The organism is Anabaena sp. AL93 (genome assembly GCF_001672085.1).
Taxonomy (GTDB): Bacteria; Cyanobacteriota; Cyanobacteriia; order Cyanobacteriales; family Nostocaceae; genus Dolichospermum; species Dolichospermum heterosporum.
Genome location: NZ_LJOU01000062.1, coordinates 1 through 12,724, shown reverse-complemented (window position 1 = coordinate 12,724; position 12,724 = coordinate 1). Strand labels below are relative to the sequence as shown.

The following is a 12,724-nucleotide window of genomic DNA, read 5'->3' as shown; positions in this document are numbered from 1 at the left end:
TTGACAGTGGTTGTGGTATCCTAATCTTTGAAAACAGGTAATTCTAAAATAAATCCTGGTAAAACATTTTCTCCCGATAAACTTGTCGGTAATGATACTATTTCTACAGACTGATTTTGACGGTAAATTTCTACTTGTTGATTTTGAGGATCAATTAACCAACCTAAACGTAAACCACTATTAAAATACTCCTGCATTTTCTCCTGTAATTGACTCAAAGAATCTGTACGAGAACGCAATTCTATGACAAAATCAGGACAAATTTTAGCAAATTTCTCTTTTTCTTGAATGCTTAAAGAATCCCAACGTTCATTAGCAATCCAAGCCACATCAGGAGAACGTTTACCACCATTAGGTAGAGTAAAAACAGTGGAAGAACTAAATACTTTTCCGAGTTTAGTTTGACGATTCCAAATCACAACATCTGCATTAAACTCTGATTCTCTATTACCACTAATTGCACCAACTGGAGGCATAATTATTAATTCTCCTTTAGCTGTTTGTTCAAGTTTCCAATCTTCATTGATTTGACATAGTTGATAAAATTGATCATCACTTAACTCTACATTTTTGATATTTAAAATAACTGATTGAGTTGTCATCATTGCTGAAAACTCCTTAACGCTTAGGTAATGGAGAAGAGTATCTGAACTAATTATCAACTATATTTGGTAAATTTACCACTGATCATAATTAAACGCAGATAAACGCAGATAAACGCAGATGAGAAAGGTGGCATTAGTATATAGGGTTTAGCATTGTTAAGCCCTTACGATTAATTATCTCAATCAAGTATAATTGACAAAACTTAACGAAATTCACCAATGCTGGATATTAAACAAATTAGAGAAAATCCCCAATTAGTACAAGAAAAGTTGAATACTCGTAGTGGTAAATACGAGATTCAGCCTATCTTAGATTTGAGTCAACAACAACGGGAATTGGAAGTAAAACGCAATGAACTCCAAGCCCGGAGTAATGAAATTGGTAAACTGGTGGGACACAAGGTAAAATCTGGTGTTAATCCTCAAGATGCAGAAATTCTGGCTTTAAAGGATGAAGGAAACAGCCTCAAAATCACATTAAGCGGATTAGAACCCCAGGAAAAAGAGTTAAAAGCGCAAATTCATCAATTACTCTTAGCACTTCCTAACCTTCCCAGTGATTCTACCCCCATTGGTACAAGTGAAGATGATAACCAAGAAGTGAAAACATGGGGAGATGAATATAAACCCGAAAATCCCAACATTGTCCCCCATTGGGAAATCGGCGAAAAGTTGGGAATTTTGAACTTTGAAAGAGCGGTAAAAATTGCCCAAACTCGGTTTGTAAGTTTGATAGGTGCGGGTGCAGGTTTAGAAAGAGCATTAATTCAGTTTATGCTTTCTAAACATATTGAAAATGGCTATATTGAAGTTAGTCCACCGTTATTAGTAAATACAGATTCTTTAACGGGAACTGGACAATTACCCAAGTTTGCAGAGGACAGTTTTAAATGTGCAGAGGATGATTTGTGGTTAATTCCTACTGCGGAAGTTCCGGTAACTAATTTGTATCGAGGGGACATTATCAACGGGGAAGAATTACCAATTTATCATACTGCATATACGCCATGTTTTCGGCGGGAAGCGGGGAGTTATGGACGGGATATGCGGGGTTTAATTCGGTTGCATCAATTCAATAAAGTAGAGTTAGTGAAGTTAGTAAAACCGGAAGATTCTTTTGATGAATTGGAGACGTTGCTAGTCAGTGCAGAGAGTATTTTACAGGCTTTAAAATTGCCTTATCGGGTGATTAATTTATGTACTGCTGATTTAGGTTTTTCGGCAACAAAAACCTATGATTTAGAGGTGTGGTTGCCTTCTGCTGGCAAGTATCGAGAGATTTCTAGTTGTTCTAATTGTGTTGATTTTCAAGCGAGAAGGGCGGATATTCGGTTTAAGGAATCTGGCAAGAAAGGGACGAAGTTTGTGCATACTTTAAATGGTTCTGGTTTGGCTGTGGGTAGGACTATGGCGGCGATTTTGGAGAATTATCAGCAAGCTGACGGGACGATTAAAGTACCGGAGGTTTTGCAGGTTTATTTGGGTAGGGAGGTTTTGTGATTTAGGGGTTTTTTGTAGAGGCGTTTGGGGTGCGTCTCTACATGGGTTTTGATAAAGCATATTTTTAGAATATATTATAAGTTGATACCCTAGCAGTATACTAACTTTAGTAAAGTAACTGTAAATTTTATTCTGAGCATAAGCTTATGCAAAAACAGTATATCTACTCAATACTCGGTCTTTTCGTTGGTGCTTTTATTAATGTCATTTTTAACCTAATTGCCGCTGCTATTCAGCAACGCACTATTGGTGAAAAGTTTAATAATCAGACGATTTGGTGGATGGCTATATTTGCAACTTTAGGCTTGTTAGTTGGATATTGGTTAAGCCTCAAATCAGAAAGTTCTAATAAAGCGAAGCATCAAGGTGGAATTAGAGGCAGACGCATGAAAAGTAAGAAAGGTCGTTTTCGTGCAGAGGAAAGCACTGGTCAAGGTATTGATCTAGAGGATGTTGAAGCTGAAGGTGATGTTGATCTTATAGGCACTCACTTACAAAACGATAAATATCGTAATTCTATTTTACCAAATGTCCCTGGATCTATTGATGCGAACTCCTTAAATGCTGGTGGAAATATAGCTATCTTCAATGGTTCATTACCTCTAGCAGAGCAACTTAACTATTTCCAAGACCAGTTAAATATTTCTTCTTCTCATCCAGATAGCTATCCTTCAGCTAGACTCCAATCGTATTGGAATATATGGAGAAAACTCCAATTACTCCGGTTAGCGGGAGAGGAATTGTGGAAAGGAGCAAGCGAAAATAATATTATGAATTTCTCTCAACTGTTGAACGAAATACTCTTAAAATTAGATGAAAGTGCGATATTCTTTGAAGAAGAAGAATATATGAGGCTTCGGGAAATATTAAATGTATTTGGTAACTTCAGACTTGGAAAGATTCGTCTTATAGACATACGCAATGAAGAAGATTTATATCGAATCTCTTCGAGTCAAGCAAGGCGGCAAATCGAACGTAATCTTAGATACAAATGTGAGTATGAAGAACTTTTGGATAAAATTCGTGTTTCTTTTAGAGATAGGCTTAGATGCTAGATTATCTAATCTTGATCGCTCATCTGGTAGGGTGCGTTAATGAAATGTAATGCACCGTTTTTTATTAAAATTTAACTGTCTGAATCAGGATATCCAGGATTAAAGGATTAACAGGATTATATTTGATATTGATATTGTGGAATATTTGAATTAGTGCAATTTCTGAAAATGTAGATGAATATTAAAAAACATCCTGTACATCCTCAAATCCTGAGCATCCTGATTCAGACAAGAAAATTAACTGTCTGAATCAGGATAACCAGGATTAAAGGATTAACAGGATTATATTTGATATTGATATTGTGGAATATTTGAATTAGCGCAATTTCAGAAAATGCAGATTAATTTTAAAAAACATCCTGTACATCCTCAAATCCTGGACATCCTGATTCAGACAAAATGCAATTTCAGAAAATGTAGATGAATATTAAAAAAACATCCTGTAAATCCTCAAATCCTGGACATCCTGATTCAGACAAAATGCAATTTCAGAAAATGTAGATGAATATTAAAAAAACATCCTGTACATCCTCAAATCCTGGACATCCTGATTCAGACAAAATACAATTTCTGAAAATGTAGATGAATATTAAAAAAATATCCTGTACATCCTCAAATCCTGTGCATCCTGATTCAGACAAGAAAGATTAACAGGATACTGTATAGTAAATTTAGCAAAGTAATCACACTTTAATAATATGACCAAAACAATATACATAGAAACAAGTATTATTGGTTATTTAACAGCAAGACCTAGTAAAAATTTGATAGTTGCTGCTAATGCAGAATTAACAAGAGACTGGTGGGACACTCAGCGAAACTCCTTTACTATTTACATTTCTCCACTGGTATTGCAAGAAGTAGCAAAAGGTGATGCAGAAATGGTGAATAAAAGACTAGAAGTTTTAAATAACTTTCCTTTACTTGATATCACAGAATCAGTACAAAATTTAGCACAGGAATTCCAAAAACAAAGTAATTTACCACCCAGTGCTGCTTATGATACTGTTCACATTGCTACAGCTACCGTCTATGGATTGGATTATCTGTTAACATGGAATTGTAAGCACATTGCTAACCCCTATATTCAGAAAAAACTCTCACAGATTGCTGATAGTTTAGGGTATGAATTGCCGACAATATGTACACCTTATGAAATGTTAGGAGAATAATTTATGTGGAATGATGAAGTTTTGGCAGAAATTCGCAAAATAAGAGATGAACAAGCTAAGTCATTTAATTATGATTTGGCTGCTATTTGTGCTGATTTAAGAAAACAACAAGCAACAAGTGGAAGAAAGATTATTTCTCTTCCATTGAAGAAAGTAGTTCTCTCACGCTAATTTTGTATGGTGCATTAATACAAGATGATGCACCTTTTTCTATTAATATTTAACTGTCTGATAGCGTAGCGTGGCGCAAGCCATATCAGGATATCCACCGATTAAAAGATTAACAGGATTGTATTTGATATTGATATTGTGGAATATTTAAATTAGCGCAATTTCTAAGTAATTCCAGTTCATAATAATCGGGTAAAATCAGTTTATGTTAAACGAGTATTAGAATTAATAGAAGGAGCGTAATCATGAATTATCCCATAGTTGTTTATCCTTGTGAAGAAGGCGGTTTTGTAGCAGAAATTCCCGCATTAAAAGGATGTTTAGCACAGGGTGAAACTTTAGAAGAAACCTTACAAGAATTGATAATTGTGCGAAAATTGTGGTTAGAAACAGCCGAAAAACATGGTCAAAAATTGCCAGATATTGAAGGTGCTATTGCAAAAGTGAAAGCTCTAAGTAGCGTATAAATTTTAGAATCAGGATTTCCACCGATTAAAGGATTAACAGGATTGTATTTGAGTTTGATATTCTGGAATATTTGAATTAGCGCAATTTCTGAAAATGTAGATTAATGTAAAAAAAACATCCTGTACATCCTCAAATCCTGGACATCCTGATTCTGACAAAATGCAACTTCTGAAAATGTAGATAAATATTAAAAAAACATCCTGTACATCCTGATTAAGCCAATTTTTAGCTACAATTAAAGCATAAGCAACTAACATGAATTAGAGGAAATAATCATGAATACAGCTAAACTTTGCAGTGACGGTACTCATCAAATGGTGATATTACCAACAGATTTTAAAATGACAGGTACTGAAGTCTATGTTAAAAAAATTGGTAATGCCATTATTCTTATTAGTAAAGATAATTCTTGGCAAACTCTAATTGATAGTTTAGACCAATTTTCTGATGATTTTATGATGACTAGAGATCAACTTCCTATTGATAAAAGAGAGGAGTTTTAAATGCAATATCTTCTCGATACTAATATCTGTATTTATCTGATTAGGCAAAAACCAGAAAAAGTTATAGCACGATTTCAAACCTTGTCAATTTCTGATATTGGCATTTCTTCCATTACCGTTGCTGAATTAGAATATGGAGTTTATAAAAGTCAGCAACAAGAGAAAAATAAAAATGCCCTCATGCAGTTTTTACTTCCTTTAGAAATTATTGAATTTAGTCAAAATGCAGCAGTAATTTATGGATGTATTAGAAGTGATTTAGAAAGAAAAGGGCTTGTAATTGGATTAATGGATATGTTAATTGCGTTAATTGCTGCTCATGCAATGAGCTTAGGTGTTACTCTCGTTACTAACAATATCCGCGAATTTTCTCGCATTCCTAAACTCTCGTTAGAAAATTGGGCAGAGTAAGTTAATGAAATGTAACGCACCGTTTTCTATTAATATTTAACTGTCAGAATCAGGATAACCAGGATTAAAGGATTAACAGGATTATATTTGATATTGATATTGTGGAATATTGGAATTAGTGCAATTTCTGAAGATGTAGATTAATATTAGAAAATTATCCTGTACATCCTCAAACCCTGGACATCCTGATTCAGACAAAATGCAATTTCTGAAAATGTAGACCAATATTAAAAAAACATCCTGTACATCCTCAAATCCTGGACATCCTGATTCTGACAAAATGCGATTGTTTAAACTATAATAAAATATAACCATCATTCATCATCAAATTATTATGCTAAAAAGTTACGAAGCAATTTATGAAAATGGCCAATTAACATGGTTGTCAGAACAACCTCAAGTTAATTCTGCTCGTGTGATTATCACTATACTACAAGAAAACTTACCATCAAAAAAACGCCGTACTCCTCCTGCTTCTATTGCTGGTAAAGGTAAAACATTGGGTGATATTGTTAGTCCTATTGTGAATGAAGAAGAGTGGGAATGTCTCAAATAATAATTCTTGATACTCATATTTGGTTCTGGTTTATTAATCAACAATTTGATAAATTTCCTACTCACTGGAGAGAATTTATTGAAACGGCTGACGAGGTAGGTATTTGTGTTATCTCCTGTTATAAAATAGCACTTGCACAACAACGAAGAAGACTAGAATTACCTTGTGCTACTAATCAATGGTTTCAGGAAGCATTAGCACCAGCAGGTATTACATTATTTCCCTTGACTCCGGAAATTGCTTGTCGTGCTGTGAATTTATCTCCTGTTCACAAAGATCCATTTGACCGTTTAATTATTGCTACTACATTAGAATATCAAGCAAAATTAGCCAGTATTGATGGTTTCTTTTCTCAATATCCTGAACTCAATAATTATTTGATGAAATAGTTCGCTCATCTTATAGTGTGCGTTAATGAAATATAACGCACCGTTTTTTATTGAAATTTAACTGTCAGAATCAGGATAACCAGGATTGAAGGATTAACAGGATTATATTTGAGTTTGATATTGTGGGATATTTGAATTAGTGCAATTGCTGAAGATGTAGATTAATATTAAAAAATCATCCTGTACATCCTCAAATCGTGGACATCCTGATATGGGTTGCACCACTCTACGCTATCAGACAAATTTGGTATAATTAACATGATCATTTACTAATTAAGTGAACTATGAAAACACTAAGTAGGTTGGCGTTGAAAATTGTCGTTATGGCAAGGCAAAAGGCAATAGGCAAGAGTGAAGAGGGTTTGGGCGATTTTACGTTTCTTTACACAGTTTGGTTTTATTGTGTTCACCTACTTAGACATAAAAGTAACTATAACAAATGATGGCAAATTATTAGTCAATTCTCCTGTAGATATACCAATGGGAGAATATAACGCTGTTATTGTATTAGAAGATCGCCCAATTGAACATCATCTGCACCAATTGCAGAATGTGATGGGGAATTAGAGTGGTAAATTGGAAATTAGTTTATACTAAACAATCTCAGAAAGATGCTAAAAAATTAGCTGCAAGTAATTTAAAATGAATTTCGCTCAAACCGCTCAAACCCTCACATTTAAGGGTAAAAACCCGGTTGTCACGTTGTTAGAAAAAGTCTATTCCACAGGTGTTAAACTCACAACTTCAGCTATGGAAGAACTGGAAACACAGATTCACCACCTTCCTGATCTCAAAAAATGGTTTGTGGAAATTTTTGCTAAACCAGCATAGTTATTGGATCATCTTTTTTGTGGAGTTCTCTTATGTCTGATTTCAACTGGAAATTTTTAAGTGTAGTTTTATCTTGGCAAGGTTTATTTACTGTAATTATTACTAATTGCTTATTGATTCTCAATCTAGCTACAAAACCAGCCATTGCTCAGAACAGACAGGATTGTTGGGTATCATCAAAAGCAACTCAAGAAAAAGAAAACTTACGTTTATTGGCTTTTAAAGGCAATAAAGAGGCGGCAAGTCGCTATCAGAAATTACTCAAACAGCATACACAAGAATTAAAAACCTGTCGTAGTCAGACTTGGCCGCAAACTCAGGCTATTTGGTTGCGCCTGTATCCCTGTGATATCCAGCCGGGAGCAGTTGATCAAATTATGGATCGAATTGTCAACCAAGGCTATAACCAAGTTTATTTAGAAGTATTTTATGATGGACAAGTGTTATTACCCGCCGCAACTAATTCTACAGTTTGGCCTGCTGTAGTTCGCCTTCCTGGTGCAGAAAAATTTGATTTATTAGCATTAGCAATTAAAAAAGGGCAACAACGGGGTTTAAAGGTTTATACTTGGATGTTTACGACTAACTTCGGTTACACCTATGCTCAACGTGCAGATAGACAAAATGCGATCGCTCGTAATGGCAAAAATCAAACCAGCTTATCCGTAGTAGAAGATAGTTCCCAAGTCTTCATTGATCCCTACAACACCCAAGCAAAAACCGATTACTACCGTATGGTACAACAGGTTATCCGCCGTCGTCCAGATGGTATTCTCTTCGATTATGTTCGTTATCCTCGTCAGACCGGCATTGACTCCATTGCTACCAACGTTCATGACCTCTGGCTATTTACTCCAGCCACCCAAGAAGTCCTATTTAGTCGCGCCAAAAATGCCAAAGGATTAGAATTAATTCGTCGTTTTTTAACCAAAGGATATGTCAGCGCTGGCGACATAGCAGAAATTGATAAACGCTATCCTCAAGAAGATGAACCCATGTGGGAAGGGCGTATTCCCCCCAAAAAGCAGAAATCCTTACCTTCTCCAGCAGAAAAACAGCGGGTTTTGCAATTGGATTTGTGGTTACTCTCCGTTGCTCATGCTATGCAAGGTATCTTAGATTTTGTAACTTTAGCAAGTTACCCAGCCAAACAAAAAGGTATTCCCGCGGGAGCGGTATTTTTTCCCGAAGGTAATCAAGCTTTAGGACAGGGGTATGATTCCCGCTTGCAACCTTGGGATAAGTTCCCCAGTACCCTAGAATGGCATCCCATGTCCTATGCAAATTGCGGGAATGCTAGTTGCATTGTGGCGCAAGTTCAACAAGTTTTAAAAATGGCGCAACCAGGTACAAAAGTGATTCCGGCTTTAGCTGGGAAATGGGGAGAATCAATTAGCAATCGTCCTCCTTTAGAAGTACAAATGCAAGCCCTCCGCCAATTATCTCCTCAAATTAAGGGTGTCAGCCATTTTGCTTATTCTTGGCAACATCCTGAACATGACGGTGAACGGAAAGCTTGCAATATTCGGTGAAAAATGCTGTAGCTAGGAATCAACATACCTATCTAATGTAGTAGCTAATGTAGTTTTAGGAACAGCACCAACAACTGTTTTAATTTGTCGTCCCCCCTTAAATATCATCAAAGTGGGAATACTGCGAATCCCGTAATGACTAGCAACAGTAGGATTTTGATCAGCATTTAACTTTACCACTTTTAGCTGTCCCTCATATTCCGCAGCCACTTCTTCCACTACAGGAGACAGCATCTTACAAGGACCGCACCAAGGGGCCCAAAAATCAACTAAAACAGGAGTTTGACTTTCTAGCACCTCTTGTTTAAATGTAGCTTCAGTGACATTGGTAATAGATGACATAAATTATTTGCCTAGATTTCAATCAATAACTTAATAATATCGAATAAAAGAGGAGAGCAGGAAAACCAAATTATCTGCGTTTATCTGCGTCTATTTTCTGCCATCTGCGGTTAATTATTGCCCATTATACCTCACTTGCATCGAAATTTCTCTACTTTCTTAAAGTGTTAATTTACCCCTAAATTAGGAGAATTTTGATCAGCACCGCAATGATGACAATAAGGTAATTCTTTATAGGTCAAATTATGACAATTATGGCATTCGAAATATTGATAATAACCGCAGTGGGGACAGTGGCTATCTTGAGGACGAATTTTTCTAGCACACCGAATACAGCGGGATTTTTGAATTCTGTTAGCTGCTTGAATTCTATGATTAAAGACAACGGTTTGGAAGAATTTAATCATGCCAAAACCAACTAAGGGAATTAGCAAAATATAAACATAACTAATTAGGAAAACTAGCCCACCAAACAGAAAACTAATAATATCAAACAAGAATTTAAATATTACACCAATTTGCAGAAATTCAAATATTTTCAAAATTAGCGGAATGAGAAATATCACTAGCAAATGCCAGCTAATTAATCCTATTAATCCATATCCTTTCCGTTGACTGAAATTATTAACTAATAATGCCATCAGAATAAGTGGAATTAAAAAGATAGCCTGAAAAACTAATTGAATGCTAGGATACCAAAAGGAAGCATCTTTATAGCCTTGTTCAACTTGATTAAATTTAGTTTCATCTTTGACAAAAGACAAGAAATTAACACTTTCAGGTTTTGTCAGCAGTTGATTTTGCAGATTAGCAATTTCCTGTTTTAAGTTGGCAATTTTCTGATTATTTTGTGTTAATTCCTGTTTAGCTTTTTCAGCGCGAACCTGATTAATAGAATTACCTGAAGACTGACCGGCAATTTTTTCTGATAATGTTGAATCATATTGCTGACGAATGGTAGCATTTGCTTGTTCAAGACGACTAATTTTATCTTGAGTCTGATTTATCGTGGTGATAATTTTCTGATTTTGAGGATTATTCAGTTTATCTTTAGATTCACCATAGTTCAAACAGATTTCCGAAACTTTACCTAAATGTCCAACTTGTACATCTTGATATGTTTGCCGAATTTTTTGCTCATTGCTACCGTAAGGTAGTGAACTCCTCAAAAATTCATAATCTTTATTTTTTGTAGTTTGGGTTTTGTAATTGTTCCATTCAGAATAACATGGATAAGCTTGATTTGGGCTAAGATGCCATTCACTAATATTATTTAAACCCGTAAATACATTAATTAAAATAAAAATATCAACTAAAATAATGACAACTAAACTCACTTTATTCAGTGGTTCGTTGTTTACTGTCCGAGAGTTATTAAAAAACCGATTTGAAAGCCGGCGGATTCTGGTAAACATATAAACAGGATTCAGAATAGTTACAACTGAAATTAATTTACCATTTTCCTATGACTTTAGTGGTTTTTTTGTTAAGTTTTATATACTTGTTAATTAGTTAGTTCTATTTTTTTTGTGGGTAAGTTAAATATTTTTTTCTCACGCAAAGACGCAGAGGCGCAAAGGAAGAGAGAAGGAGATAATGAAACCGACGGATTTAGATCCCCGACTTCTTTGAATGATCTTCATTATTTACAAAAAATTTAATTCAGAAGTCGGGGATCTTTCCTGCCTAACTTAACTTATATTCATTATTTGTTAATTTTTCTGATTTGTTCCATAGCCCTTTGATAGTCTGTTTCGTTACCTTCTTTTTTAAAGATATTTGCGGCTGTTTGGAGATCTTGAATTGCACCCTGCTTATCTCCTAATTTAGAACGGACAAGTCCTCGGTTGAAGTAGGCCTGTACATAATTGGGATTAATCTTGATAGCCTGAGTGTAATCATCAATTGCACCCTGCTTATCTCCTAATTTAGAACGTGCAAATCCACGTTTTTTGTAAGCATCTTCATGATTTTGTTTCAGTTGTAATACTTGAGTATAACAATCAAAAACACCTTGATAATCTTTTTTCTCATGACACTCTTTACCCAAGCGCATATATTCGTCAGCTTTAGAAGATGTCAAATTATCTAAATAGCTGCGTAAACCACCAGAATAAAGCAATTCATTTATTCCCACAGCAGCAGAGGTAATCATATTTGTTGGCAAAAATCCCGCCAAAATCAGATTGTATTCAGCCTGAGCTTCGCTAACTTCCTCTTGAATTAAAATACAAACTAGAACTGCATTTTTTTCAATTTCTTCTTGACTAATTGACCATTGAATTTTATCAAAGTTGCCATTCCGGGCTTTAACCTGAATACCAATTGATGAGTCAGCAGTTAAGGTAAAATCAACTTTTCCATCACCACCAACGCGCTTTTCATAGTCAACTTCTGTGACAAAATCAGCTAAACGGGATTTAACAACTTCCTCAGCTAACTTCCCCTTCATATTGTTGATAAAAACATCACGAATAGCGACGCGAGAATTTAGTCTATATTTTTCAGCCATTTCCCAGCAAAAATCCCGTAATTGGTCTAACCTTTGACCAGAAATGACAGTTAATTCACTATGCTGGCCTTTTTCGTCACAATGGAGTAATTTAGCAGATTTAAGTCTTTGAATAAAATCAGTCTGTTGTGCCTTGAGTGGTGTTGTCCAGTCCATATTGGTTTAAATTTGCTCTACTGTGACAAGGTATATAATTTCATTATTCCCGATCAAGAGGCAAAAATTCCATCTCTCAAACTCTTCCTCTGCGTCTCTGCGTGAGACCATTGGTGTCAACTTAACGTAAAACCCATAGCCCGCCTGGGAATTAATTCCCAGTCTAATAGCAAAAGTCATCTGAAGATGACTAAGAATTGTCTAAATCCTCAGTTTACTTTAGTGGCTCTTGCGTCTCTTTTATGGAGAATTAATACTAAAGTGCCAGTTTAATAAACTACGTAATCGGAAATTACTAAAGTTACGAAAGCCATATCCAAGTCTTTTGATTAATTTGAGTTTATTATTAATTCCTTCAACAGTACCACTCGTAGTTCTGCCATCAAAATAACCTACGACTTCACCAAACCATCTAATCATTGTTCCTATACTTTTGGGAAAATACGAAAGTCCATTATGCATCCAATCTAATAAATTGATTATGCTTTCACCCCAAGACTTAGTAGATTCAAATATGTCTC

At 35.2% G+C, this 12,724-nt stretch carries 17 protein-coding genes; 12 read left to right on the top strand and 5 right to left on the bottom strand.

All coding sequences use genetic code 11. The features are described 5' to 3' along the window. Window positions 1-20: 20 nt before the first annotated feature. Window positions 21-605, bottom strand: coding sequence for a Uma2 family endonuclease (locus AN486_RS16500; protein WP_053538628.1), 585 nt, complete (start codon window positions 603-605; stop codon window positions 21-23). A 219-nt stretch (window positions 606-824) separates the two neighbouring features. On the opposite strand from AN486_RS16500, the gene serS reads away from it, so the two are divergent. The 12 genes from serS to AN486_RS16440 all read left to right on the top strand — a co-directional run bounded on the left by serS (window position 825) and on the right by AN486_RS16440 (window position 9,193). Continuing rightward, window positions 825-2,105 (top strand): serine--tRNA ligase, encoded by a 1,281-nt coding sequence (gene serS / locus AN486_RS16495; protein ID WP_290601617.1) that lies wholly within the window; start codon window positions 825-827, stop codon window positions 2,103-2,105. A gap of 146 nt (window positions 2,106-2,251) precedes the next feature. Further along, the gene (locus AN486_RS16490) at window positions 2,252-3,160 is read left to right on the top strand and encodes a hypothetical protein (protein WP_290601615.1); all 909 of its coding nucleotides are present in this window, start codon (window positions 2,252-2,254) and stop codon (window positions 3,158-3,160) included. 698 nt (window positions 3,161-3,858) lie between these two features. Then, entirely contained in the window at window positions 3,859-4,332 is a 474-nt protein-coding gene (locus AN486_RS16485; protein ID WP_168634813.1) for a type II toxin-antitoxin system VapC family toxin, read from the top strand. Between the two features lie 3 nt (window positions 4,333-4,335). Continuing rightward, window positions 4,336-4,503, top strand: a complete 168-nt coding sequence (locus AN486_RS16480; RefSeq protein WP_168466228.1) for a hypothetical protein — start codon at window positions 4,336-4,338, stop codon at window positions 4,501-4,503. A gap of 245 nt (window positions 4,504-4,748) precedes the next feature. Then, on the top strand, window positions 4,749-4,970 hold the full coding sequence (locus AN486_RS16475; RefSeq protein WP_290601612.1) for a type II toxin-antitoxin system HicB family antitoxin: 222 nt from the start codon (window positions 4,749-4,751) through the stop codon (window positions 4,968-4,970). Between the two features lie 276 nt (window positions 4,971-5,246). Beyond that, window positions 5,247-5,474, top strand: coding sequence for an antitoxin (locus tag AN486_RS16470; protein WP_053538625.1), 228 nt, complete (start codon window positions 5,247-5,249; stop codon window positions 5,472-5,474). Beyond that, window positions 5,475-5,885: a type II toxin-antitoxin system VapC family toxin gene (locus AN486_RS16465; protein ID WP_290601611.1), complete on the top strand. Its 411-nt coding sequence runs from the start codon at window positions 5,475-5,477 to the stop codon at window positions 5,883-5,885. A gap of 334 nt (window positions 5,886-6,219) precedes the next feature. After that, on the top strand, window positions 6,220-6,441 hold the full coding sequence (locus AN486_RS16460; protein ID WP_053538623.1) for a hypothetical protein: 222 nt from the start codon (window positions 6,220-6,222) through the stop codon (window positions 6,439-6,441). Continuing rightward, a complete protein-coding gene (locus tag AN486_RS16455; RefSeq protein ID WP_290601610.1) occupies window positions 6,429-6,830 on the top strand; it encodes a PIN domain-containing protein in 402 nt (133 codons plus the stop codon). The genes AN486_RS16460 and AN486_RS16455 overlap by 13 nt, the downstream gene beginning before the upstream one ends. 402 nt (window positions 6,831-7,232) lie before the next feature. Then, window positions 7,233-7,397 (top strand): hypothetical protein, encoded by a 165-nt coding sequence (locus tag AN486_RS16450; protein ID WP_168634702.1) that lies wholly within the window; start codon window positions 7,233-7,235, stop codon window positions 7,395-7,397. 75 nt (window positions 7,398-7,472) lie between these two features. Beyond that, window positions 7,473-7,661, top strand: coding sequence for a hypothetical protein (locus AN486_RS16445; RefSeq protein ID WP_290601608.1), 189 nt, complete (start codon window positions 7,473-7,475; stop codon window positions 7,659-7,661). Between the two features lie 32 nt (window positions 7,662-7,693). Next, window positions 7,694-9,193: a family 10 glycosylhydrolase gene (locus tag AN486_RS16440; RefSeq protein ID WP_290601606.1), complete on the top strand. Its 1,500-nt coding sequence runs from the start codon at window positions 7,694-7,696 to the stop codon at window positions 9,191-9,193. A gap of 12 nt (window positions 9,194-9,205) precedes the next feature. On the opposite strand, the gene trxA is transcribed toward AN486_RS16440, so the two are convergent. From trxA to AN486_RS16420, 4 genes are all read right to left on the bottom strand, one after another. Next, window positions 9,206-9,535: a thioredoxin gene (gene trxA / locus AN486_RS16435; RefSeq protein WP_039203110.1), complete on the bottom strand. Its 330-nt coding sequence runs from the start codon at window positions 9,533-9,535 to the stop codon at window positions 9,206-9,208. 167 nt (window positions 9,536-9,702) lie between these two features. Continuing rightward, complete coding sequence (locus AN486_RS16430; RefSeq protein ID WP_290601603.1) at window positions 9,703-10,950, bottom strand: hypothetical protein; 1,248 nt, start codon at window positions 10,948-10,950, stop codon at window positions 9,703-9,705. A 290-nt stretch (window positions 10,951-11,240) separates the two neighbouring features. Beyond that, window positions 11,241-12,203 (bottom strand): tetratricopeptide repeat protein, encoded by a 963-nt coding sequence (locus AN486_RS16425; protein ID WP_367142447.1) that lies wholly within the window; start codon window positions 12,201-12,203, stop codon window positions 11,241-11,243. 240 nt (window positions 12,204-12,443) lie between these two features. Next, on the bottom strand, window positions 12,444-12,724 hold a 281-nt coding region (locus tag AN486_RS16420), incomplete at its 5' end, for a transposase (RefSeq protein WP_290601601.1).